We start from the raw sequence: 23243 nt of genomic DNA, 5'->3' as shown, positions 1-23243 counted from the left end.
CACGCATGAGCGAAACCGCCGCGATGAAGGCCGAACTGGACGCGCTGGTCCGGGAGCAGGCCGATCGCCGGGCCCTGCGCGAGCAGAAGGCCGAGGAGATCAAGGCGCAGTCTCAGGAGTACATGACCAAGCAGGTGCAGGCGGCCGAACGGTACGTCCAGCACCGGCGGGAGATGGGGAAGCGCAAGACCAAGTCCGGGTGGAGCACGGACCGGCCGAGCACCGATCCGCCCTCGGCGTTCGATTCCGACGAGTTCGGCAACGAGCCCGGTTCGGCGTCGCCGTTCGCGGTGACTCCGAATCAGCCCGCGTTGCGCAACGAAGCGCCGCGCCGTCCGACGCGTCGACCGCGTCCGGTGGAAGACGACGAGGACGACGACGCCTTCCTCAACAACCGTTGGCGCGATTGAGGTTCTGATCAGGGAGGGGGCTGTCCGGCCCCCTCCCGGCGGTCAGACCCGGACGAGCATTTTCCCGACGTTCTTCCCGCGCAGCATCCCGATGAACGCGTCCACGATGCTGGAAAACCCTTCTGTCACAGTCTCGTTCACGAGCACCTGCCCGCTGCGGACGTGCGGGATCAGGAATTCCTCGAACTCTTCGCGAGCGTCGAGGTGATCGCGCACCAGAAACCCTTCGATCCGAAGGCTTTTCCCGACCACGTCGAACAGGTTGTGCGGCGCGCTCGGCGGCGTGCGCAGGCTGTTGTACTGCGCGACTGAACCGCACCAGGCCACCCGGCCGCGCTCGCGGAGGACGTCGATCGCCGCGGCCAGGTGATCACCGCCGACGTTGTCGAAGTACACGTCGATTCCGTCCGGAGCCGCTTTCGCGAGCAGATCGGTGACAGGACCGTCGTGGTAGTTGAAGGCGGCGTCGAAACCGAGGTCGCGCGTCAGGTGCTCGACCTTCGCCGCCGATCCGGCGCTGCCCACGATCCGTCCCGCACCGAGCAACCGGGCGATCTGCCCGGCCGCGCTGCCCACCGCGCCGGCGGCCGCGGAGATGAACACGTCGTCACCGGGACGGACCTGTGCGATCCGGGTGAGCCCGACGTACGCGGTGAGCCCGGTCCCGCCGAGAATGCCGAGGTAAGCGCTCAGCGGAACGCCGTCCGCGGGCGTGATCGTCCGGGCGTCGGTGCTGGTGAGGACGGCGTGGGTCGCCCAGCCGTGCCGATGGAACACCGTCGTGCCGACCGGCAGCGTCGGCTCCTTCGACTCGACCACCTCGCCGATCGTGCGACCTTCCAGACCCGCGCCCAGCTCCCAGCCGCCCCATTCCATGAACTCGCGCATATACGGATCGACGGACAGGTAACGGTTTTCGACCAGCACCTGCCCGTCGGCGAGGTCCGGCAGCGGCTGGGTGACGAACTCGAAGTCGGCGGCGCTCGGCGCACCCTCGGGGCGGCGGACCTGGCGGACGGCGGTCAGGGGCACGTGGATCTCCTTAGTCGGCTCTGACCAGCAACTTAAGCGCGCCCAAGCCGCCGCGGCAGACCTCCGGATCGATGGACCGCGCCAATCCATGAATCCCGCTCATGGCCACGGCTAGGCTGGCCGCATGGATGCTGTCGACCTCACTCCGGGCGAGCTGCGCCTGTTGCTCGCGGTGGAGCGCACCGGCAGCTTCACCGCCGCTGCCGCCGAGTTGAGCCTGACGCAGTCCGCGGTCTCGCACGCGGTCCGGACCTGCGAACGCAAGGTCGGCGCCATCCTCTTCGACCGCGGCCGAACCGGTGCCCGCCCCACCGCGGCCGGTGCCCGCGCGCTCGTGCACGCCCGGCTGATCCTGCGCCAACTCGACGTTCTCCGCGCCGAAGCCCGGGGCGCGGCCGCCGGATCCCTCACCGGTCCGCTGCGGATCGCCGCTTTCCGCAGTGCCGCCGCACATCTCCTGCCCGCGGCGCTGGAACGCTTGACCGCCAAGCATTCCGGCTTGCACCCGCAGGTGCTGGTCGTCCCCGAACTGGGCCGCGGCACCGCGGGCGAGGTCGCCGACGGACGCGCGGACGTCGCCATCGCGACCCTCGGCGAGGACGAAACCCCGCCGGCCGGGTTGGTCGCCGGAGAACTGTTCCGGGAACCGTACTTCCTGGTCAACCCGATCGGGCAAGCCGAATCGCGCCGCCTCCCGCTGCTTGACTGGCCGGAAAACTGTTCCTCCTACACCCGGTCCTGGTGGGCGCGGCAGGACTGGCTGCCGTCCGCGAAAATGGAGGTCGCCGACGACGGAGTGGTGCTTTCCATGGTGGCACAAGGGATCGGCATGGCGATCCTGCCGAAACTCACCCTCGCCGCCACCCCGCCGGGAGTCGCCGTCACCCCGATCGCCGACCCGCCCACCCGGCGGATCGGGTACGTCGCCACCTACGCCGGTGCGCAATCCCTTGCGGTGCGCGAATTAGTGCGCGAATTGCGCGCAGTGGCCGAGGCGGAGTTCCTCGGCGCTGCTTGATCCCGGACAAAGACCATCGTCCCCGGGAATTTGACACCCTCCGCGCGACCGAACGGAGGTTGTGCCTCGCCGTGCGGCCGCCAGACTGGAGGCACGCGGGACGTGTTCCCGCCGCGATGACCCGCAGGTGGTCATTGGTCGAGCCCATTCCGGTAAACCGCCTGTTCGCTGCTCGTCGTTCGTTCGCCTCTCCGGCCAGGCGGGACCGAAGGAGGACGGATGAGATTCGACGGAAAGGTGCCCGCTGTCCTGGCGGCTGTCGTGGGAGTGGTGCTGTCGATGGCCGGATCGGCGGCGCTGGCCGCCAAAGTGAGCGCGCCAGCGTGTTCGCCGGGCACGACGGTCACCACCGACGACGGTCCGGTATGCGGGGTCGCGAGTGCGGAGATCAAGTCGTGGCAAGGGATTCGCTACGGCGCGCCGCCGGTCGGCGAGTTGCGCTGGGCACCGCCGCAGCGGCCCGCGCACTGGACTGAACCGTTCGCCGCGACCGCGGAGGGCAACGAATGTCCGCAGCCGCCCGGCACCGGACCTGGTTCGGACAACGAGGATTGTCTCAACCTGACCGTGCGCACGCCGGCCAACGCGGGCCCCGGTCCGTTCCCGGTGATGGTGCAGATCCACGGCGGCGGATTCCTGTTGTGGAAGCCGGCGGACGCGAGCCGTCTCGTGACCGCGGGGCACGTCGTCAGCGTGGAATTCAATTACCGGCTCGGGATTTTCGGCTTCCTCGCGCATGAATCCTTCGGTGCGCACGCCGGGAACTACGGCCTCCAGGACCAGCAAGCCGCGCTCCGCTGGGTGCAACGCAACATCGCGAAGTTCGGCGGAGACCCGCACAACGTCACCATCTACGGCGATTCCGCGGGCGGTTCGAGCGTCTGCGCCCACACCGCTTCGCCGGGCTCGGCGGGGCTGTTCAACCGCGGGATCAGTCAAAGCGGGGAGTACAACTCGCTGCTCGGCGTCGACGCCATCTGGCAAACGCAGGACTGCAAAGCCCAACTGCCCACCGAGAAGCAAGCGCAGCAAAAGGGAGAACGTTTCGCCAAGGCGCTGGGTTGCTCCACCGCCGCCTGCGTGCGCTGCCTGCGCAGGCGGTGCTCAAACAGGCCGACCACGGAAGAAACCCGGACAACGGCACGGTCGCACCGATCGTCGACGGGACAACGCTGCCGATGTCACCCGCCGAAGCTTTCGCCACCGGGCACGTCAATCACGTTGCTTTGATGCACGGCGTCGACCGCGACGAAACCCAACTTCCGTTCGCCGAGACCGCAGCCGATTACGACAAGTTTATTAAGCAGCAGTACGGAAAGCACGCCGACGAGGTCCGCAAGACATATCCGTTGAAACGCTACCCCGCGCCGGCCCCGTTCCTCGCCTACCGGACCGCCGTCGCCGATTCCAACTCGGTCTGCCCCGCACTGCTCAACGACGAACGGCTCTCGCGACACATCCCGCTCTTCGCCTACCAGGTCGATGACACGGATATCCCACCACAATTCTTCGTCGACCCCGCCAAACCGAACGGTGCCTACCACGTCGCCGAATGGCTGCTGATGTTCCCGAACGGCGTCCAGTTGACCCCCAACCAGCAGGTGCTCGCCGACCAGATCCTGACCCAATGGGCAGGGTTCGCGCGCACCGGAAACCCCACTGTGGACGGTGCGCCGCAATGGGATCCGTACACAAAGGACAGCCCGGCGGTGATGGTGCTCAACGCTGCCGGAGACAGCCAGCTCACGATGGAGATCCCGCGACAGCATCACTGCGCGGAGCTCTGGGATCCGTTGACTCCCTTCGTGCACCACCGGTAGGCGCTCTGCAACGGTATTGCCCTCGCCGCAGAAATGACATACGGTTCCGCCACTGACACGCGATTCCGCAGAGGTGGTCGATGACCCAACGCGCACTGGTGCTCGGTTGTGGCGGCACGCTCGGCTTCGCCTGGACCGCCGCTGCCCTCGCCGCGGTCGAAGACCAGCTGGGATGGGACGCGCGCGACGCCGACGTCCTGGTCGGCACGTCGGCGGGCGCGGAGATGGCGGCGTTCCTCGGCTCGGGCATCGGGGTCGGCGAGATCATGGCCGCGCTGCTGGGAGAGCCCGCTGACGACCGCGTCGTACACCATCTCGCGCAGCATCCGGGCAAGCTGCCGCCGTTGCCGACACCGGTTTGGCCTGGCCTCGGACTCGCCGTCGCGGGATTGCGTGGCCGGGTGGACCTGCTGGCCGGGCTGGCCGGAGCGTTGCCGAGGGGACGTGGCGACGCTGGATGGCTGCGCGACCTCGGCACCGCGTTGGCCAATGCCGACGGCTGGGTCGACCATCCGCGGACCTGGCTCGTCGGAGCCGATCTCCGCACGGGGGAGCGGGTCGCGTTCGGGAATTCGCAGCGGACTCAGCTCGGTACCGCGATTGCCGCGTCCTGGGCCATTCCAGGCTGGTTCCCGCCGGTCGCCGTCAACGGCCGCAGGTACGTCGACGGCGGCACCGTTTCGCCGACGTCCGCCGATCTCGTCATTCCGGCCGGGGTCGAGGAGGTCGTGCTCATCCCGCCGATGTCCACCTCCGGCGGCGTGCCTGGCCGCGGCTTCGCCCGCGTCGAACGGCTCGCCCGGCGCGCGATGACCCGGCGCGTCGACGCCGAGGTCAAGCAGCTCCGCGCCGCCGGGATCCGGGTGCTCCGGATCGAACCCGGCCCGGCCGAACTGGACGTCATGGGCCCGAATTTCATGGACCTGCGCCGCCGCGCCGACGTGCTCCGCGCCTGCCGCACCCTGACCCCGCCGCGCGTGCGCGCCGCCATCGAGCAAGGAGCGACCCGATGAGCTACCCCAAAATCGACCTCGACGGCGCGTCGGTCGCGATCACCGGCGGAGGCGCTGGGATCGGCCGCGCGGTCGCCAAGTTGTTCGCGAGCAAGGGCGCGCGCGTCGCGATCGGCGACCTCAACCAGGCGGCCGCCGAGGAGACCGCCGAGCTGGTCGGCGGCACCGCACACCACCTCGACGTCGCCGATCGCGACTCGTTCGCGTCCTTCGTCGCCGCGGCCGAAAAGGCCCACGGACCGTTGCACGTGCTGGTGAACAACGCCGGCCTCATGCCGAACGGCAGATTCCTCGAACTCGCCGACGCCACCGACCGGCTGCAGATCGACGTCAACCTCGGCGGCGTCCTCAACGGGATGAAACTGGTGCTGCCCGGCATGGTCGAACGCGGTTTCGGGCACGTCGTCAACGTCGCCTCGCTGGCGGGCAAGTTCCCGGTCAAGGGACTGGCCGTCTACAACGCGACCAAATTCGCCGTGGTGGGGCTGACGGCCGCGACCCGCTTGGAGTTCGCGGACGCAGGCGTCAGCCTCACCGCGGTGCTGCCCTCGGCGGTCGACACCGCACTCGCCTCCGGCCTCGACATGCGGCCGATTCCGAAGGTGCAGCCGGAAGACGTCGCCAGGGCGGTCGTCGATTCGGTGCACAACCGCCGTGCCGAAATCGCCGTGCCCGGCTACGTCGGCCTGCTCGCCGCGGCCGCGGGCGTCACCCCGGAACCAGTCCTCAACCGCATCCGGCGGCTGGTCCGCGACGACCGCGCGCTGCACGCGGACCACCCAGAACGCACCGCGTACCGGGCGAATCTCGAAGCCCAGCAAGGAACTCGGCAGTAATCAGGCAACCAGACGCAGCCAAGCCTCGGCGAGTGCCGCGTGCCCAGCCGGAGTCGGATGGACGCCGTCCGCGGCCCAATACTCCGGACCGGTCGTCGCGGAAAGCTCGGCGAACATCCCGTCCGCCGCAAGCAAATGCGCGCCGTACTTGCGGGCAAGTTCGCGCACCACCTGGATCTTCGGGTCGAGATCGACGCGCCACTTCTTCCGCTCCGCGACGCCTAGCTGCATGTCGCCGACCTCGATGTCGCCGCTGATCGGCAGCAGGAACGGTTCGATGAGAATCAGCTCGGCACCGGATTCGGCCAGCGGCGCGATCAATCGGTCGTAACCGGCCGCGTAATCCTCGGCGGGAATGATGTAGCCGTCCGGGTCGTACGAATGCCAGCCGACGTCGTTGATGCCGACGAGGATCGACACCACGTCCGGGCGCGCGTCCAGAACGTCGGTCTGCCAACGGGATTCGAGGTCCATCACCTTGTTGTCCGCGATCGCGGAGTTCAGCCAGGTCGCCGGCCGATCCGGACGCCGGAGTCCCCATTCGCCCGCGATCCGCAGCGGGTAACCGAATCCGAGGCCGTCCTCGCTCTCTTTCCGCTGGGAGTCGGTGATCGAATCGCCGGTGAACAGCACGGTGCTTCCTGGGCGGAGAGTGATAGTCATGGCTGCTCCTAGTTTTCGCCGAACCACTGAGTTTTGGCTTGGGTGAACGATTCCTGGGTAAAGTCTCGGTCGCCCGCCCAGGCGACAATGCCGTCCGGACGCACGAGCACGGCACCCAATCGGAAGTCTTCTTTCGCCGGACCGGCCGCGTAACGCAATCGGCCCGCGGCCTCACGCAGACGCTCGTCAGCGCTGAAGTCGAGGACGACACCACGGCCGTCCTGCATCAGATCGCCGAGGCGAATTCCGTTCGCCAGCTGGAAATCCGGGGTGTAACGGCCGATCAGCGGATGCTCGTCGCCGAGGTCGTAACGAAGCGACGCGCCGGACATCTTCCCGTACACGTAGGTCGTTCCGTCACGGGTGCTGAGCAGGTCACGGAGAACGCCTTGCACCGCCTGGCCGTGCGCGTCCGGCCGCATCGCCGCTGCCTGCGCACGAGTCCACTCCAGCACCCAAGCCCCGATCGGATGGCGTTCGCGGGGGTAGCTGTCCAGAAGCGCGTCCGGTGCCTCGCCTCGGATTACCGCGCCGAGCTTCCACCCGAGGTTCACGGCGTCGCTGATGCCGGTGTTGAGTCCCTGGCCGCCCAGCGGAGAGTGGATGTGCGCGGCGTCGCCGGCGAGCAGTACGCGGCCGCGCCGATACGTCGTGGTCTGCATGGCGCGATCGGTGAACGTCGAGACGAGACGGACGCCGGTCAGCGTGACGTCCGTGCCGGACACCCGGCGCAACACGGTCTGAAGATGCTCGAGGCTCGGCTGCTGCGTGCGGTCGAACGCGCCGTGGTCGAAGTCCAGCACGCCGAAGTGGCCCGGTGCGGGCATCTGGACGTACATCCCGTTCGGCGTCAGGTTGAATCCCGGGCTCAGCTTCTCGGGATCGGCGACGTCGACGAGCATGGTGTAGCCGGTGAACTGCGGTTCGGTGCCGACGAACTCGAAACCCGCCAACCCGCGCACGACACTGCGCCCGCCGTCGCAGCCGATCGCCCAGCGCGCCGCGTACTCCTGCTCGCCAGCCCGCACCAGCACGCCGTCTTCGTGCTGCTCAACGCCGGAAACCTCGACCCCGCGCCGGATTTCGACGCCGAACTTGGCCGCCTGCTCGGACAGCACCGCCTCGATCGCGTCGAGGTTGGTCATCATGCCGCCGGGCAGCGAACTGGGCAGCCAGTACGGCAGCGCATCGACGGCTATCTTGGCCGGATCCAGCACCATCCCGGCGAAATGGCCTGCCGAACGCGGCCGCTCCTCGCTGGGCGGGTCGTGGATGTCCGACGCCGCCAGCAGCGGAGGCAGCATCCCGCGGCGGTGGAACGCCTCGATCGACGTGGCCGACAGCCCGCGCAACCCGAGCGGTGCCGTCCGCCAGGGTGAACCCGGCTCGGGCTCCCGTTCGAGCACCAGGACCGAACTGCCCGCGAGTCCAAGCTCGCAGGCCAGGAACAGACCGACCGGCCCGGCACCCACTATTACTGCGTCATGCATGGCAAACCCCCTGTGTTCTCCGTCGCTGCGACCAGCTTGGCGACGGCCGCTCACACGGCCCGCACACGACGCTCACGCAGGGGCACATGGCGCTGACACCGGTGTTCGCGCGAAGATCGTCGAATGGACGGGAGCGCGCGGCTTCGAGTCACGCTGCTCGGGGCGTTCCAGGTGACACGGGGTGCCGAGGCCCTCGCTGTGCCCGGTGCTCGGTTGCAGGGACTGGTCGCGCGGCTGGCACTAGCCGGTGGACGTCCGGTCCAGCAGACCGTCCTGGTCGACGCGATCTGGGGCTCGGATCTGCCCGCCGACCCCGCGCACGCCCTCCAAGCCCTGGTCTCCCGCCTGCGCCGCGCCCTCGGTTCGCCGAGCGACGTCACGCAGGTCGCTGGCGGCTACCGGCTGACCATCGACCCTGCCGACGTGGACGCGCTGCGGTTCGAACAACTCGTCGCCGCGGCTTCGCTGGACGACGCCGCGACGCTGTGGGGCGACCGTCCCGGCGTCGAACCCCCAGCCGTCGCCGCGGTCGATCCCGCCACTGCGACCCGGTTAGCCCGCCTGTCGATCGAAGCCGTCACCGACCTCGCCGAAGCGGAGCTTTCGCAGGGCCGTCCAGACTCAGCAACCGTCCGCCTGACTGCCCTGCTGGCCGAGCACCCCGTCCACGAACGCGCCGCCGCACTGCTCATGGACGCCCTCGCCGCGCAGGGTCGTCAGGCAGAAGCCTTGGCCCAGTACGAACAAATCCGCGAAGCACTGGCAGACGACCTCGGCATCGACCCGGGCACCGCGCTGCGCGAACGCCACCTGAACCTGCTGCGCGCCGAGCCCGTCAAGGAGACCAAACCGGCCGCCTTGCCTGCGCCGCTGACCAGCTTCGTCGGCCGCACCGACGACCTGGCCCGGATCGATGCCCTGCTCGCCACCGGCCGGTTGGTCACCGTGCTCGGTCCCGGCGGCGCCGGAAAGACGCGGCTCGCTCTGGAAGCCGCCCGCCGCCGGGAATACCGCGACGGCAGCTGGCTGATCGACCTCTCCCCGGTCACCGAACCGGCGAAGGTCGCCGCTGCGGTGCTGACCGCGATCGGACTGCGCGGCACCGCACTGTTCGAGGCCTCGGCCAAACCCGTCGGCGACCTGGACGTGCTGGCGGATGAGCTGAGCGGCAAGGAAACCTTGCTGGTGGTGGACAACTGCGAGCACCTGATCGACGCCGTCGCCCACCTCCTTTCCGCATTGCTGCCTCGCTGCGCCGGACTGCGGGTCCTGGCCACCAGCCGCGAGCCGCTGGCGATCGACGGCGAGGCATTGGTCCCGCTCGGCCCGCTCCGCGACACCGCGTCGGTGCGGCTCTTCACCGATCGAGCGGCAGCCGTGCGTCCCGATTTCACCGTCGACGAGCGGAATCTCGACGACGTGCTGCGAATCGTCCGCGGCCTGGACGGCATGCCGCTGGCGCTGGAACTGGCGGCGGCCCGCCTGCGGACGCTTTCGTTGGCAGATCTGGCTTCCGGCCTGTCCGACCGCTTCCGGCTCCTGACCACCGGCAGTCGCACGGCTTTCCCGAGGCACCGAACGCTGCGCGCGGTGATCGCCTGGAGCTGGGACCTGCTCAGCGAAGACGCACGGACGGTCGCGGAACGGATCGCGGTTCTGCCGGGCGGCGTCACACCCGCCTCGGCCGTCGCGGTCTGCGAACTCCCGGTCGAGCAAGCCCAGGAGCTGCTCGCCGACCTAGTCGACCGCTCGCTGCTCCAGCTCGTCCCCGGCCGGTACCGGATGTTGGAGACCATCCGCGAATACGGCCTGGAACGCCTTGCCGAACAAGGGATTCTGCCCGTCGTACGAAATCTGAGCGCGCGATATTTCGCCGAACTGGTTGCCGCTAACGACCCGCTTCTGCGCGGCCCCGGGCAACGCGACGCGCTCCACCTGCTGACCGCCGAATACGACAACGTGCTGGCCGCACTGCGCCACCTCTGCGACACCTCGGACGCCGGGCTCGCTCTCGCGATCGACCTGACCTGGTACTGGCACATGCTGGGCCGACATGCCGACGCGTCGTACTGGCTCGGCCAAGCGACCGCCCAGCCAGGCACGCACCACGACATCGCCGCCGGAGCGCTGCTGCTGGACGCTGGTGCCCCAGCCGACGAGGTGGTCACCCGCCTGCTGAACTACCCGGAGTTGCCGCCCTTCGGCGTACTGACCGCTGCGGGATTAGCCGCCCGCGCGGGAATCGACGCGTCGCCGCTCCTCCAGCGGCTAGCCGACGGCCCGGACCGATGGCTGGCCGGATTGGCCCGGATCACCCGCGCCGAACTGGCCGAAAACGACGGCCATTTAGCCCAGATCGATTCGGACGTCGCCGTCGCGCTGGACTGCTTCACCGAGGAGGGGGACAGCTGGGGAGTTGCGATGTCCCTGCCGATGCGTGCCCTGCTGCGGCAATACGACGGCGACCTGGCCGGTGCGCTGGCCGACCTGACCGAGGCCAAACGGCTGGCCCAGGAGTTCGGGTCGCTCAACCACAGCGACGAGACGTTCATCGACCTGCGCCTGATCGACCTGCACGTCCGGCTGGGCGAAACCGACCAGGTCGCGGCGATGCTCGCGGTGACCAGGGACCGCACGCTGCGCTCGACCATGCCCGAAACCGTCGTGCTGCTCGACGCGCGGGAGGCCAGTTTCCGCCTGCGCACCGGTGATCTGACCCGGGCCCGCGAGCTGATCGAAGCGGCCGAGGCTGGCCTGTCCACCCCGCTCCCGTTCGGCGGCGACCACGGACAGGCGCTGGTCAGCGCGGTACGAGCGGAACTCTGCCTGGAACTCGGCGACGGCCCCGGCGCCGAGGCGGCGCTGGACCGGGCGTACGCGGCCGCGGTCAACAGCAAGGACCAGCCGATCGTGGCCACCGTCGCGGTGACGGTCGCCGGCCTGGCCGAGCTGTACCGCCGGTTCACGGAGGGAGCGGAAATCCTCGGCGCAGCGGCCCGCCTGCGCGGTGCCCACGACCGCACTGACCTGCAGGTACGCACGCTCAGCAGTCGTGGCCGACTGGCCCTCGGCGAGGAACGCTTCGCCGCCGCGTACGAGAGCGGCTGGCAACTGCCCGCACCGGCGGCAGTGACCCGTGCCGATCCGGCTCGCCTGCACCGGAACGGTTCGTTTTCCGGATAGTCCCGGTATTCGGTTCCGCCGCTAGACCATTCCCGGCGAACCCTGCACGGTGGAGACAACCCCAGTTCCTTCCGGAGCGGAAGACCGGAAATCGGGCAGAGATTCAGCGGTGCCTTCGGGAACGATTCCCCGTCGCGGCGTTGGCCACACAGACGACAGGGAGAACCCCGCTGATGTCCGAGACAACCGAACGGTCGCTGCGCCCCGGCGACCTGGCGATCCGTTGCGGGGCCCTGGGCTCCCTAGTGCTGGTGAGAGTGAGCGGCGCACTGGATCTGGCCACCGCCGACGACTTGGCCGACGTACTGAATACGCAGCTGCGGACCGGCCGCGACATCGTGCTCGACTGCACCGGCCTGGATTTCATGGCAGTCATCGGCATGTCGCTGATGCTCGACACCCACCGCGCCGCCACCGCCCGGCACCGAAAACTGATCGTGGTGACCGGCGGCAACCGGGCCGTCCTGCGCCCGCTGCGCGTCACCAGGGTCGACGCCATGCTCCGCCTCGCCGCCACCATCGACGACGCCTGCTCCCAGCTCGGCGGTTTGATCCCCGACCCACGCGGGTAACCGGGGGCCTGCCCCGCGACGAAGCACGTCGGAGGTCCTCGCACGACGCCCGAGGACCCGCCGGGGTCGCTTTGTCGGCGTGGGACGGAGGACGAACCGGCGGATGTCCGCTCCTGGACACTTGGTGTTCGACAGCGACGACTTGGAGCGCACGGAAGAATTCCTCTCCAAGTCCTACGCCCCGATGCGCATCGGCAGCGGAGGCCGCGCCGCGGGCGCCCACATCACCCGGGTCGCCTCGGACAGCGTCAGCGCCGACCAGCTGGACCTGCACTTCGAGATGAGCTACGACGTCAGCCCGCTCGGCCGGATCTGCCTCTGCGACATCGAGACCGGAACCATCGAAGACCACCGGCCGGCCAACTGGTCCGAACCCGCCGACTTCGGCCCCGGAGACCTGTTCTCCTTCGCCCCGCCAGACCGCCCGTACTCCGGCCGGATCTGCCGGGCGCGCTACAGCATCACCATGCTCGACCCAGACGTGCTGGCCCGCGTCGCCGGAGTCGAAAAGCCCGTCGAACTGCTCGACCACAACCCGGTGTCCGCTGCTGGTGCCCAACACCTGCGGGCCGCCATCACCTACGTGCGCGACCAAGTCCTCTCCGCGCCGGACATCGCCGAGCACCCACTGCTGGTCAGCACCGCCACACAGCACCTCGCCGCGGCTGTCCTCGCGGCTTTTCCCACGACCGCACTGGACGAACGCGCCGGCACCTCACTCGACGCCCATCCGGCAGCTTTGCGCCGCGCTGTGACGTTCATCGAGGCGAATCCCGAGCGCGACCTCACGGCCACCGACTTGGCGCAGGCCGCAGGTGTCTCCGCACGGGCGGTGCAGCTGGCTTTCCGACGGCACCTGGATACGACCCCGATGGCTTACCTGCGGCGGGTGCGTCTTGACCATGCACGAGCTGAGCTGAGGGCTGCTACGCCGGGGGAGACGACGGTTACGCAGGTTGCGGCTCGGTGGGGGTATATGCGGCCTAGTGCGTTTACTGCGCATTATCGGGCTGCGTATGGGGAGCTTCCTTCGCAGGCTCTTCACGACGGTGCATGAAGAGGTCTGGCTTACGCGAGCGTCATGGCCGAACTTCAGAGGCCGCAACGCGTTCCAGTTGGCATCGCGGCTGTGCACGCTTCCAGAGCCGTCCCTGTCGTCGTGGTGGCTTGGTTCGGGAGTCCAGACACCGGCATTGCTCCACCTGGAGGTCACCCGGTCAGCCGGTCCCGATGTCGCAGTCGACGGGTTAGCGTGGTGAAAGGATTTCGCATCCGCCCTGGGGGGACTGGGGGAGCGTGCGCTTGACGCACCGGAGGCGACGACGGAGTCCAAGGAGGAAGCTTTGTTTCCCCGTCCTTTCAGTCTTTCGCACGCTGCTGCCGGTGTCCCGGCCGAGCGGCTTGCGCGCCGAACAGTGCTTGCGGGCACTGTCGCAGTCGCCGTGCTGCCCGTCGTCGGGGTGGCACCGACAGCTGCCGCGGCGCCCTTGGCATCGCGCGATTCCGACGAGGAACTGCTTTTGCACATCGCAGGCACAGTCGCGGTGCTCCCGGTCGCCTTTCCCGCTTTCGACGAGCATGGGACGGCGAAGCAGCGGGTCACCCGAAAACGTTTGAATCAGGTGCTTTCGCGCATGAGCGATGACGTTCGCGGCGATCTTGTCGACGGTCTCGCCCAGGTGCGGACGATGTTGTCGGTGCGGGACGACGAAGAAACGGTCGTCCGGGCCTTCGGCCGGGCTTCCGCGAATTCGGCTCAGGTCCACGGATTGCGGGCCGTGGTCTCCACTGCGATCGCGACGATCTCGTCCCGCTTCGAGCCGGGTCAACGGCCAGCGGCGGAGTTGTGGCTGGACTACGCACGCAGGCTCGCCGCGACGCCGGCGCGGGGAAGAGAGGCCGGAGCGAGATGACCTTCTCCCGGCAGGCCCACAATCGACTGCAGCAGGGCCGTGACGACCTGATCCGCGGATTCGCACAGCGACGGGGTTTCAACGGTGCCGCCGTGGCTTACCGCATCCGCAACGGCGAAACAACCGACGAGCCCGTAGTCGTTGCCTTCGTGACAAAAAAACGTTCACCGGCACTCCTCGTGCAAGAGGATCTGCTGCCGAGGCAGGTGAACGTCGACGGCGTGAACCACGGTGTCGACGTAGTCGAAGCCGGTCCCTTCATGCTGGGCGGCACGACGAAGTTCGATCCCAAGGCTCCGGCGACGATCACCGGAAGGTACCGGCCGGTGCGGCAGGGCAGCCAGATCAGCAACATCGCGATGAACGGCTACGGCACCCTCGGCGCGATCGTCCGCGACGTCACGGACGGCTGGCCGAGCATCCTGTCGAACAACCACGTGCTCGTCCTGAACAACTCCAGTACCTCGATCGGACAGGCGATTACCCAGCCATTCACCGGGAAAGCGGCGGACACGGTCGCGAATGTCACGCGGTTCGCGCCTTACACGTTCGGGGTGACCAAGCCGAACACCACCGATGCCGCTCTGGCGCGGCTGTCCGAGGCAGAGGCCAAGCAGGTGACCGACGCGGTCGCGGAAGACCTGATGGAGCCGTACAGCGTTGACCACCCCTGCGTCGGACTGTTCTTCGCGGCCGATCCGACGAACTTCTACGGCGTCTCGGCGAAGATCGACAACACGTTGACCGAGGTCGGCGCTGACCTTCTGACCGCGGAAGCCATTTACGTGCCCGGTCCTCCCGACCTCAACGCCCCAGTGGAGAAGGTCGGCGCGCGGAGCGGGTACGCGTCGTCTCGCATCCACGCGATCAACATGAAATTCCCCGTGTTCATGAACATCAACGGAGGCATGCGGATCGCGTGGTTCACCGATCTCGTCGGCGTTCCCCGGTTCGGCTGGCCAGGTGACTCCGGCTCGACGATCCGGCTCGGCGGCGACGGCGACACCCGGCTGCCGATCGATCTCGGTCTCAGCAAATGCGAGGTGACCAGTGCGGTCGCGTCCATGTACGACCTGCCGCTGGAGAACGACATCCCGCTCGCGGACCGTGTCCGCGACCAGTTCATGGCGTCGAGCACGACGGGCAACTTCCTGACCCAGCTGTTCTACCTGAACAACGGGGTGATCCTGGACCGCACGCAGGGAATCGAAGCGTCGCCGAGCGAGAAGGCGGGCGCGGCGAGCATGTACGACAAGTACCGGAACTTCATCGACTCCGCGCTGGCGAACCCTGATCGACCGGGCCTGGTGGTGACCCGGGAGAACATCGACGACGCCGCGCTGGGGCTGGCTTCGCTGCAAGGCAGGATGACGGCTGAGGAGACGAACGCGACCAACGACCTGTTCACCTCGCTCGTCCGGCAGACCGAGGGAATGAACCATCAACAGCTGGTGGCGTTCATGAATCGCACCGACGTGTTCAACAAGGTCTGGGACACGACGGCGGCGGTGCCGACCATCCGGGCGCTCGGATCGCTCTACGGTGCCGAGCATCGGCCGCGGTGACGAATGTCGAGCGGGCGACGGACTTTCCGGCCTCCGTCCGGCTGAGACTCCTGGAACTGGCCCAAGATTTGCCCAGCACGCTGCGTCCGGCGGTGGTGCCGTTGGTCCAGCGGCCGGGCAAGGGGATTAGGGCCGCACTGGTGGCTGCCGCGGCCGCGGGAAGCGCCGCCCGGCGTTCGGAGCTGGTGAGGCTCGGCGCGATCGTCGAACTGCTTCACCTCGCGTCGCTGGTCCACGACGACGTGGTGGATCGCGCCGCGACCCGGCGTGGCCTGCCGAGCGCACACGAGCGGGTGGGGTCCGACGTCGCGCTCTTGGCAGGTACCGCCTGCGTGGCGCTGGTCGGGCAAGAGGCCGCCGACCTCGGGCCGGTCACCGCGACCGCCGTCGGCAGGTGCACCGCGAGTCTCGCGCTGGGCCAGATGATGGACGTGGAGCGGGCTTACGACACTGAACTCGACGCCCGAGCCTACGTGACGATGGTGGTCAAGAAGACCAGCGAGCTGTTCGTGCTCAGCTGCGTCCTTGGTGCCGGGAGTGGCGACCGCGACAGCTCGTTCGTCACCGCGGTCGCGGCATTCGCCACGGAGATCGGGGTCTGCTTCCAGATCCAGGACGACTGCAAGGACTTCCTCCCCGCCGGTTCGGGGAAACCCGCGGGCACAGACCACAAACTCGGTCTCTACGGGCTGCCGACGCTGCACGCCTTGCGCGTCCGTCCCGCCGAGCTCAAGCCACTGCTGCTCGCTCCGGAAATCGACGAAACCGCGGTACGGCGGATCCGTGAGCTGGTCGTCGCTTCCGGCGGCTTGGACTACGCGATCGGCGAAGCCCGCCGTCATCGAGAGCTGGCGTTCGAGGCACTCCGCCCGTTCGAGCACGAGGCTGCGGGACAGAGGTTGCGGGAGGTGACCGAAGCGGTATGGACGTTCTCGTGAAGGGAGCTGGCCCGGCTGGCTGCACGGCGGCGCGGCTCCTCGCCGCAGCCGGCTTCGATGTCCTGCTGGTGGAGCAGACCAGAACCGGACCGGATCACCACGTCATGGTCGAACAGTCTGTCGCACCCGTGACTGCCACGGGGGCGAGCCGGCTGCTGCTTTCATTCGGTGGTGAAGTGCCTCGGGAGTTCGGCCGTTCGGGCATGGTCATCTGCTCCTACCGTTCGCTGGTCGGGTCGTTGCGGGAAGCCGCGGTAGCCGCTGGTGCCGTGGTTGCCGCTGCGGTACCGGACGAAAACCGGCCCGCAGTGGTGGTCGACGCGACCGGTGCGGCACCGCACACCGCGCGGCTGGGCCAGGGCTGGACGGTCTCTGGAACCTGGCGGAATTGCGCCGTCGAAGGTGCCGTCGTGACCCACTTGACCCAACCCGATGACGAGAATCCACGGGCAGCCCCGGTCGTCGTCCGAGTGATTCCCGTTCCGGGCACCGCCGGGATGGCGACGGTTTCCGTAACCACCATGTCGTCCGAGCCGCTCGCGGCGGAGCGCATCCGGTCTGTCGTGCGGGCAGCTGACCCACGGATGGCCGCAGCGGTCGCGGCAGGTCCGTCGAGCACCTATCCGGTCAACGCCGGCTTCGCACCGGAGAACGCGATCCGAGCCGGTGCGCTCGTAGTGGGCGAGGCGGCAGGACTGGTCAACCCGTTCACCGGCGACGGTATTTCCTACGCGATTCGCAGTGCTGAGATCGCGGCTGAGTCGGTCGCTCGGCACCGAACCGACCCTTCGCGAATCAGCGGTGCCTACGAAGCCGGGCTACGAGCTTCGTTCGTCGGCTACTTCCACTCCGCCCGGCACGCTGTCCGGCACTATCACCTCGCCTGGCGAATCCTGTCGAGTTCGGCTTCCTCGGAGCACCCGTTCTTCCGTCAGAGCCATCGTGCGGTCCTCTTCGGCGGCGCGATGACGCACGACGCTCTCCGGGCTGGGCGAGGACCGGCCGACCCCGTGCGTTTGTACCTCGCCCCGTTCACCATGGCCTGCAATGAAGTGGCTGTTCGCAGGATCGGCGACGAATGGCCATTGCTCGCGATGCACACGCTCGGCGGCCGCGACGGACTTCACCGGGGCATCCGGCCCTCCGCTTTGTTCGCAGGAACGCTGATGGCGGCAGGCGGCGATCCCGACGTGCGCCAGGCACCGGTGGCCGCTGCGATCGAAATGGCTCTCCTCGGCGCACTCGCGCACAGCGTGCCTGCCGGGGAGGGAAGCGCGCCGAGCCGCGGTGTGGACTGGCGTTATGCCTCCTCGGTGATGGCTGCGGACTACCTGTTGGCGACAGCGACCGATGTCCTGACTACTGCGCGACCAGACCTTGCCGCGGCTTTCGCGGCCTGGCTGACCTCGCTCGTCGCGCTTCGGGCGGAACACAAGGCGGAGGCGCTGTTCGAGAACTTCTTCGAATTTCCGGCTCGCCTCGGCGCTTATGCGGCGGGTTCGGATGACGCGAGGGTTGACGTATTGCGGCAGTTCGGACGCACTTGCGGCAGGCTTTTCCTTCTTGCTGAAGATCGCGCCTTGCTGATGGGTCGTCGAGGACGGCTCGACACGACGCTGACCGGCGCGTTAACCGCGCGCCTCACCGGGTTGCCGGTCCGGTTCGGGCAGTTGAGCGAGAATGAGATGCGGGCCCGGAGAAACGTTTTGGCGGAAAAGCTCGATGAGGCCATCGCGGGGGAACTCCGCGCGGCCGACAAGTCGGTCGCGAACGCAGTGCCCGCGCGATGCGAGCGGGTGCTGCGCTATTTCGCGCATTCGCTTGCCAATCCGGTTCCAGGTTTGGACGAGGAGGTGGCGCGGTGAACCGGCTGGGGCCGATCTTGCTGGCCGTGCTGCTGCTGGCGGGCGGATGCGTCGACCTGCCTGGCGAAGCGGGTCCGCCACCGGCGTCACGACTGCTCGCGGGCACGTTCCAGCTGGCCCGTGATCCGGAGAGCCCGGCCGCGGTCTGGACGCGCCAGAACGCCGGCGGCAAGTCGCCCGCCTTCGAACCGATCGAGCGCGACGTCGCCTACATCCCGGTCGCGCATCGGTTCACGGCGGCGGACGAGAACCTGAGCCAGCACGTCCACGACTTCGTGACCCAGGCAGCGACACAGCGTTGGATGCCGATGCTCGTCGCGGCGTTCACCGAATCCGGTGCCTGTCCCGCCGAGCGTTCACCCGCCGTCAGCGATCTCGCGCACGGCCTCGGCGACAGCAAAGCGATCGTGGTCCTCGAGCCCCGCCTGCTGGGCGGAAAATGCGCGGACACCACGGCGGTCACCCGCTACCTGAACGCGTCGGTGCGCCAGCTCCGCGCTGAGTCGCTCAACGCGTTCGTGTTCTTGGATGTGTCGGCCGGTGGAACGGTCGAGGAACAGCGTGCCCGGCTGATTTCCGCCGGGGTAGCACAGGCCGCAGGCGTCACCTTCGGCGTCGGCGGCTACACACCGGCCGCGCAGCTGGCCGGGCCTGCTCGGAAACTCCACGACGCACTTGCCGCCGCTACCGGCCGGAGCGACTATTTCCTGCTGGCAGACAGCTCCCGCAACGCTGCCGCCGTCACCGGAACCTGCAATCCCGCCGGTGCCAGGCTCGGGCCGGCCTCGGTGCTGTCCGATCAGCCGGGCGCGCTTCAGCAAGCCTGGCTCACCGTCCCGGGGGTCTCCGACGGACCCTGCGGAGCCGCGCCTGCCTCGCAGGCCGGTGAATTCGTCCCGGACCTGGCCCGCCAGATGACCGGGTAGTCCACCCACACCACGAATTGGGGGAGACGATCATGAAACGCACCGCGAAGAGATCGCTGCTGGCCGGAATGGTCACAGCCGGACTGCTGTGTTCCACGCTGGCGACGACCAGCGCAACCGCTCAAGGTTCCCCGCACAAGACCACCGTGCCTGCCATCGGGCCGGCACTCGCGACGATGTTGCACCAACAGAACGCCGCCTCTGCGAAGAGCCGCGAGGCGATCACCTCGTCAGCCAACGATCTGACGGGCGACGGCATCGACGACGTCATCGCGAGAGACCGCGCCACCACCCGGCTGGACGTCTTCGCGGGGAGTGGCAGCCTCAACGGTGCGGCCACCCTCACCGGCCCCACCCAGATCAGGGCATCGACTCCGGACCGGGTGTGGTTCGGCCAAGGCGACCTCAACGGAGACGGGCGCAACGACGTCGCGAGCATCGACAGCTCCGGGGTGATGTACGCCGCGTACAACCAGGGCACCGTTGGCGGGGTGCCCCAGCTGAGCGCCGACGCGTCGTTCATCTCCGGCTTCACGCCGAGCTCGCCGATCTGCCTTGCGGACTTCGTCGGCAGCGACCCCAAAAACCCGCTCGAGCCGGACGGCCGTGCCGACATCGTCATCAAGAATGCCAGCACGAAGGCGATCGACCTCTACGTCAACGACGGGATGGTCAACGGCAAGCCGTCCTACAGCTACCGCGGTCAGCTGCTCACCGCGGCGGACTACGTGACCGGCATCCAGCTGGCCGACCTGACCGGCGACTACTTCAAGGACATCCTCATCACGATGTCGGACGGAACCCTGTGGATGCTCGACCTTTTCGCCGACGTCGACTCCAGCGGAAAGCCCGTCGCCAAATGGTTCAAGATCATCGGATCGGGGATGAACACGGCCGACCACATCCTGTTCCCCGACTTCAATCACGACGACTACCCCGACTTCGCCGCCCGGCTGACCGCGTCGGGAGAGTTCCGGGGTGTTCTCCACTCCGGAGTGTGGAACCCGGCGAAGCCCGAAACGGTGTTCAACGCCGCCACCGGCCAGCTGATCAAATCCGGCTGGTCGAACTACGACTGGGTGTTCTGACGCGCCGCTGTGGTGTGCCCAGCCGGGTGCACCACAGCGGTCTCTGCGGGGAGGCGAGCGCAGCGCCACGGTTCACCGGGCGAGGTTATTGAGTGGGCCGCCTGGGGCTCGAACCAGGTCAGCGACTAGGTCTCGTCATCTGTATATACAACCTTCACCCTGCATGAACGTCCGCGCGAAACGATTATGGTTGGTCGCTGGTTCTCGTCGTTTCCAGGGGAAAACCGGGGAGATGATCATGTCCTCTTCGCGGCTCTCGCTGCCAGCTCGCGCGTACCTACTCTACCGCCCACAGCTCCCCGCCATCCCGATACGAAGCCAGCACGCGGCCGGTGACGTCGGGTCAAGGCACGCTTCCCAGCCTTGACGCGGCGTCACCTGCCGTTGTCACGATCAAGCTTCGGGATGGCGCTTACCGCCGACTGGGCGTAACACGGTGGTGCCTGACGGCGACCCGAGTTGTACGACTCATCGGCGAGGGAGGGCTCGACGTTGGCTGAATGGCTCAGATGCGCCGTCGGCGGGCGGCGCTGCGCAGCTGCACCTAAGGCGGCCGTGCCGGGCACGGGGACGGCCGCCAACGGGAGCGGCTACGCCAGGCGCCCGGCGCGGCGCCCGGCGGCGCCCTCTTGATCCCATAGAGCCAAATTCGGCAACCAACGAATGACAGAACCTGCCAGGGAAATTCTCATTTCGGTCGAGCCCTCAGCTTGAAAGCGGTAAAATGTCGGAAATAGATAGTAAGGTACAGTATGGTGATTCACGTGATGAAGTGTATCGCGTTGCAATGGCAGCAGATCTTCCATGCGAGGTCGGAGACTGGGACGAACGCGAGACAGTAGACCCGGACGACTTGTACCTAAGCGTCGGATTCCCAAATGGACGACGCAAGAGGAATGTCTATATCAGCAGCGAAGACGCTGATATATTACGTTTCCACAACTTTCCACTTTGGACGTTTGTCGAAGACTATAATGCGGTTCTTTACCGGGAGAAGGGTCAGATAGAGGCCCTGCTTGCCCCCTCAACAGGGTCTGTCACTTTTATGATACGTAGGATAATGGGCCTTCCTGGGGTTGAGATTCTTGACCCAAATGGCAATCCGGTCAACATCGACGAGATCGATGACAGTGAAGCTTCGCTGAAGCGCGCCGCGGTTGAGCTATACAACGGGAAAGATGTATTACTGACAACTCCGTGGCGCCTCGTTCTCCAAGATGCTTCCGCTGCGGTTAGCCTTGAGATTTCACCAAACAGTCCTGAGTTAATTTCATTGGTTGGCGGTTTCGACTCGCCGGTCAACTCCGTACTTCGACCTAGCTTAAAGGTCAACATAGACGGAATTCAGCAGCACGATTCCGCAAAGAAAGCCCTGGAGGACTACACTTCGTCACTCTTTTTTGAACTGGATGTAAAATTCGAGCTTGCCCTCAGTCTCGGCCGCAGACGTTCATTTCCAAGGCGAGTCAGGAGGAAGGTTGCCAACGGAGCCGTCCAACTGCGCCCCCAACTTCCCAAGAGGAAGTATGCCCAGGAGGCCGTTACGCTGTACTGCTATGGACGTACAGCGTTGAACACGCCATTGCTTCAATATCTGGCATACTACCAAGCTATCGAATTTTTCTTTCCATCTTTTTACGGTGCCGAAGTTATATCGAAGATAAAAAACGAACTTCGTGATCCGAGATTTGATATCGAAGATGATAATCAACTGCAGCGAATCGTTTCGATCGCGTCCTCGTCAGGAAGGGGTTCAGCTAGCGAGAAAGATCAGCTTCTCGCCACCTTGCGCGGCTCGCTCGACGACAGTCACGTACGCGAATATATCAAAAGTGCGGACGGCATGGAGGAATTTCTAAATCAGCAGGGGCAGATCAGGGGGGTTCCTTCTGTTTCTCTTTCGCCGAGTGCTCAAGTCTTGGCGCAGGTCGCTGATCGAGTCTACAGAATCCGATGTCGGATCGTGCACTCGAAGATCGACGGCGGCCCGACGTCGTCAGATGTCCTACTTCCGTACAGTGAAGAAGCAAACAAGCTGACTTACGACTTATCGCTTATCCATTATTTGTGCCAAAGAGTGATAGCCTGCGGAAGTAGGGGCTCTCTTTGGCATGCATAACTGCCTGAACAACAGACATTATCGGATTTCCATGGCATATAGAAGCTCGTAGCGATCAGCTGAAAATAGCATGTCCGCCGTTTCAACCGTCAGGCCGTCTTCTGTGCCGAAGTGGTCAGCAACGCGGAAAGTATGCGTGATCTGCACGACCGGCCAGTTCGCGCGAATGTCGAGAAGCTTGGCTTCTGGGTTCCTCGGCCTCGCCGGTATGTACTTCACCTGGCGTAGTTCCAAGCAGGGCCGCGACCATGCCGAACGGCTCACTGGGCAGCGGGCGGATCATGAGAGACAGTTAGCTGAGGAAGCGCGGGAACAAGAACGCCTTGCCGACGCCTACGCCAAACTGCGCATCATGACTGAGCGCATCGGAGCATGGGCACAGATGATCAAGCCAATGATGGACACCGATCCACCTCGGCCCGTTTCTGAACCTCCAGGACTCGACACTCAGACTGAAGTCGAAGCGGTCATAAGTGCTTTCGGGCCAGAAGGCGTCATAGTAGGATTAATAGATCTTGAGCGAGACGCTGCGACAAATGGTCACAGCGCGAACGTGGATTTCGGTCAGCCCTACAGGAAGCTGCTTGACCTCCGGCCCGCCGAACGTGACGCCCGCCAAGAGCTTGCCGACCAGGTAGCTGCGAAACTCGGCCACCGAACACCCATAGTCCAGCCCAAGCCCTCACCTCCCCACGCCGACCCAAGCACCAAGCGACCCACGCCACAACCTACAAGGCGCTCCGGCCTTCGCCGTCAGAGAGCCGAGATAAACCAGTCGGGCGAAAGCCGGGG

At 66.8% G+C, this 23243-nt stretch carries 19 protein-coding genes and 2 pseudogenes; 16 read left to right on the top strand and 5 right to left on the bottom strand.

Features of this window, described 5'->3' with window-relative positions:
• Positions 1–5 precede the first annotated feature (5 nt).
• Entirely contained in the window at positions 6–410 is a 405-nt protein-coding gene (locus tag DMP23_RS32185) for a hypothetical protein (protein WP_336157100.1), read from the top strand.
• Positions 411–452: 42 nt separating this feature from the next.
• On the opposite strand, the gene DMP23_RS32180 is transcribed toward DMP23_RS32185, so the two are convergent.
• Complete coding sequence (locus DMP23_RS32180) at positions 453–1442, bottom strand: NADP-dependent oxidoreductase (RefSeq protein ID WP_337823356.1); 990 nt, start codon at positions 1440–1442, stop codon at positions 453–455.
• Positions 1443–1566: 124 nt separating this feature from the next.
• Between DMP23_RS32180 and DMP23_RS32175 the strand changes: the two genes are divergently transcribed.
• From DMP23_RS32175 to DMP23_RS32155, 4 genes and pseudogenes are all read left to right on the top strand, one after another.
• Positions 1567–2460 carry a LysR substrate-binding domain-containing protein gene (locus DMP23_RS32175; RefSeq protein WP_037807392.1) on the top strand — a complete coding sequence of 298 codons (894 nt, stop codon included), beginning with the start codon at positions 1567–1569 and terminating at the stop codon, positions 2458–2460.
• A gap of 219 nt (positions 2461–2679) precedes the next feature.
• A pseudogene (locus DMP23_RS48110) lies at positions 2680–4280 on the top strand (carboxylesterase/lipase family protein).
• 80 nt (positions 4281–4360) lie between these two features.
• A complete protein-coding gene (locus DMP23_RS32160) occupies positions 4361–5293 on the top strand; it encodes a patatin-like phospholipase family protein (protein ID WP_337823354.1) in 933 nt (310 codons plus the stop codon).
• Entirely contained in the window at positions 5290–6129 is an 840-nt protein-coding gene (locus DMP23_RS32155) for an SDR family oxidoreductase (RefSeq protein WP_337823353.1), read from the top strand. The genes DMP23_RS32160 and DMP23_RS32155 overlap by 4 nt, the downstream gene beginning before the upstream one ends.
• On the opposite strand, the gene DMP23_RS32150 is transcribed toward DMP23_RS32155, so the two are convergent.
• A complete protein-coding gene (locus DMP23_RS32150) occupies positions 6130–6792 on the bottom strand; it encodes an SGNH/GDSL hydrolase family protein (RefSeq protein WP_337823352.1) in 663 nt (220 codons plus the stop codon).
• Positions 6793–6800: 8 nt separating this feature from the next.
• Positions 6801–8282: an FAD-dependent monooxygenase gene (locus DMP23_RS32145; protein ID WP_337823351.1), complete on the bottom strand. Its 1482-nt coding sequence runs from the start codon at positions 8280–8282 to the stop codon at positions 6801–6803.
• A gap of 123 nt (positions 8283–8405) precedes the next feature.
• Here DMP23_RS32145 and DMP23_RS32140 point away from each other — a divergent pair, with 123 nt between their 5' ends.
• The 11 genes and pseudogenes from DMP23_RS32140 to DMP23_RS32090 all read left to right on the top strand — a co-directional run bounded on the left by DMP23_RS32140 (position 8406) and on the right by DMP23_RS32090 (position 22451).
• Positions 8406–11465 carry a BTAD domain-containing putative transcriptional regulator gene (locus tag DMP23_RS32140; RefSeq protein WP_337823350.1) on the top strand — a complete coding sequence of 1020 codons (3060 nt, stop codon included), beginning with the start codon at positions 8406–8408 and terminating at the stop codon, positions 11463–11465.
• A gap of 173 nt (positions 11466–11638) precedes the next feature.
• Complete coding sequence (locus DMP23_RS32135; RefSeq protein ID WP_134732604.1) at positions 11639–12037, top strand: STAS domain-containing protein; 399 nt, start codon at positions 11639–11641, stop codon at positions 12035–12037.
• A gap of 103 nt (positions 12038–12140) precedes the next feature.
• Positions 12141–13094, top strand: a complete 954-nt coding sequence (locus DMP23_RS32130; protein ID WP_337823349.1) for a helix-turn-helix transcriptional regulator — start codon at positions 12141–12143, stop codon at positions 13092–13094.
• Positions 13095–13671: 577 nt separating this feature from the next.
• The gene (locus DMP23_RS32125) at positions 13672–13950 is read left to right on the top strand and encodes a hypothetical protein (protein WP_337823348.1); all 279 of its coding nucleotides are present in this window, start codon (positions 13672–13674) and stop codon (positions 13948–13950) included.
• 92 nt (positions 13951–14042) lie between these two features.
• Positions 14043–15515, top strand: a complete 1473-nt coding sequence (locus tag DMP23_RS32120) for a hypothetical protein (RefSeq protein ID WP_337823347.1) — start codon at positions 14043–14045, stop codon at positions 15513–15515.
• Positions 15512–16453 carry a polyprenyl synthetase family protein gene (locus tag DMP23_RS32115; protein ID WP_337823346.1) on the top strand — a complete coding sequence of 314 codons (942 nt, stop codon included), beginning with the start codon at positions 15512–15514 and terminating at the stop codon, positions 16451–16453. The genes DMP23_RS32120 and DMP23_RS32115 overlap by 4 nt, the downstream gene beginning before the upstream one ends.
• A pseudogene (locus tag DMP23_RS32110) lies at positions 16438–16521 on the top strand (FAD-dependent monooxygenase); the annotation flags it as partial. The gene DMP23_RS32115 and the pseudogene DMP23_RS32110, both read left to right, overlap by 16 nt.
• A gap of 240 nt (positions 16522–16761) precedes the next feature.
• Positions 16762–18318, top strand: coding sequence for a hypothetical protein (locus DMP23_RS32105; RefSeq protein ID WP_337824518.1), 1557 nt, complete (start codon positions 16762–16764; stop codon positions 18316–18318).
• Entirely contained in the window at positions 18315–19244 is a 930-nt protein-coding gene (locus tag DMP23_RS32100) for a glycoside hydrolase family 6 protein (RefSeq protein ID WP_037807416.1), read from the top strand. Before DMP23_RS32105 ends, DMP23_RS32100 begins: the two co-directional genes overlap by 4 nt.
• A 32-nt stretch (positions 19245–19276) precedes the next feature.
• Positions 19277–20332 (top strand): FG-GAP repeat domain-containing protein, encoded by a 1056-nt coding sequence (locus DMP23_RS32095; RefSeq protein WP_336157112.1) that lies wholly within the window; start codon positions 19277–19279, stop codon positions 20330–20332.
• A 724-nt stretch (positions 20333–21056) separates the two neighbouring features.
• Entirely contained in the window at positions 21057–22451 is a 1395-nt protein-coding gene (locus tag DMP23_RS32090) for a hypothetical protein (RefSeq protein WP_337823345.1), read from the top strand.
• 18 nt (positions 22452–22469) lie between these two features.
• Here the strand turns inward: DMP23_RS32090 and DMP23_RS32085 are convergent, their stop codons facing one another.
• Both DMP23_RS32085 and DMP23_RS32080 read right to left on the bottom strand, forming a co-directional pair.
• Positions 22470–22670, bottom strand: coding sequence for a hypothetical protein (locus tag DMP23_RS32085; protein ID WP_337823344.1), 201 nt, complete (start codon positions 22668–22670; stop codon positions 22470–22472).
• A gap of 286 nt (positions 22671–22956) precedes the next feature.
• On the bottom strand, positions 22957–23106 hold the full coding sequence (locus DMP23_RS32080) for a hypothetical protein (protein ID WP_158714405.1): 150 nt from the start codon (positions 23104–23106) through the stop codon (positions 22957–22959).
• Between the last annotated feature and the right edge of the window lie 137 nt (positions 23107–23243).

The sequence above is a fragment of the Amycolatopsis sp. A1MSW2902 genome (assembly GCF_017312175.1).
In the GTDB taxonomy this organism is placed as follows: Bacteria; Actinomycetota; Actinomycetes; order Mycobacteriales; family Pseudonocardiaceae; genus Amycolatopsis; species Amycolatopsis nivea.
This window is presented reverse-complemented; position numbering and strand designations above follow the sequence as displayed.

Bases quoted from the DNA above. Each gene is read 5' to 3' on its own strand.
- DMP23_RS32185 (WP_336157100.1), top strand. From the start codon at position 6: ATGAGCGAAACCGCCGCGATGAAGGCCGAACTGGACGCGCTGGTCCGG.
- DMP23_RS32175 (WP_037807392.1), top strand. From the start codon at position 1,567: ATGGATGCTGTCGACCTCACTCCGGGCGAGCTGCGCCTGTTGCTCGCG.
- DMP23_RS32160 (WP_337823354.1), top strand. From the start codon at position 4,361: ATGACCCAACGCGCACTGGTGCTCGGTTGTGGCGGCACGCTCGGCTTC.
- DMP23_RS32155 (WP_337823353.1), top strand. From the start codon at position 5,290: ATGAGCTACCCCAAAATCGACCTCGACGGCGCGTCGGTCGCGATCACC.
- DMP23_RS32150 (WP_337823352.1), bottom strand. From the start codon at position 6,792: ATGACTATCACTCTCCGCCCAGGAAGCACCGTGCTGTTCACCGGCGAT.
- DMP23_RS32145 (WP_337823351.1), bottom strand. From the start codon at position 8,282: ATGCATGACGCAGTAATAGTGGGTGCCGGGCCGGTCGGTCTGTTCCTG.
- DMP23_RS32140 (WP_337823350.1), top strand. From the start codon at position 8,406: ATGGACGGGAGCGCGCGGCTTCGAGTCACGCTGCTCGGGGCGTTCCAG.
- DMP23_RS32135 (WP_134732604.1), top strand. From the start codon at position 11,639: ATGTCCGAGACAACCGAACGGTCGCTGCGCCCCGGCGACCTGGCGATC.
- DMP23_RS32130 (WP_337823349.1), top strand. From the start codon at position 12,141: ATGTCCGCTCCTGGACACTTGGTGTTCGACAGCGACGACTTGGAGCGC.
- DMP23_RS32125 (WP_337823348.1), top strand. From the start codon at position 13,672: ATGAGCGATGACGTTCGCGGCGATCTTGTCGACGGTCTCGCCCAGGTG.
- DMP23_RS32095 (WP_336157112.1), top strand. From the start codon at position 19,277: ATGAAACGCACCGCGAAGAGATCGCTGCTGGCCGGAATGGTCACAGCC.
- DMP23_RS32090 (WP_337823345.1), top strand. From the start codon at position 21,057: ATGTCGGAAATAGATAGTAAGGTACAGTATGGTGATTCACGTGATGAA.